Raw genomic sequence first — 230 nt, 5'->3', positions numbered from 1 at the left:
ACCATGCCGCCCGATAGTTCCGAGGGAAAGCGATCGGCCACTTCGGGCTTGAGACCCACCATGGTGAGCTTGGCGATGGTGATCTCGTCCATCAGCCGTTGCGACACCCGCAGATATTCGCGCATCGGAAACTGGATGTTCTGCCGCACCGTGAGCGAGGAGAACAGCGCGCCCTGCTGAAACAGCACGCCCCAGCGCCGCTCCACGTTGCGACGCTGCCGACGATAAGG

General features: G+C 62.6%; 1 pseudogene. It reads right to left on the bottom strand.

Going from position 1 to position 230, the window contains the following annotated elements:
- Positions 1-230: pseudogene (locus AC0L2A_RS36600) on the bottom strand (ABC transporter ATP-binding protein); the annotation flags it as partial.

This window comes from Mesorhizobium sp. WSM4844 (assembly GCF_055811775.1).
The sequence above is the reverse complement of the archived record's forward strand: the minus strand, read 5'-3'. Positions and strand labels throughout refer to the sequence as shown.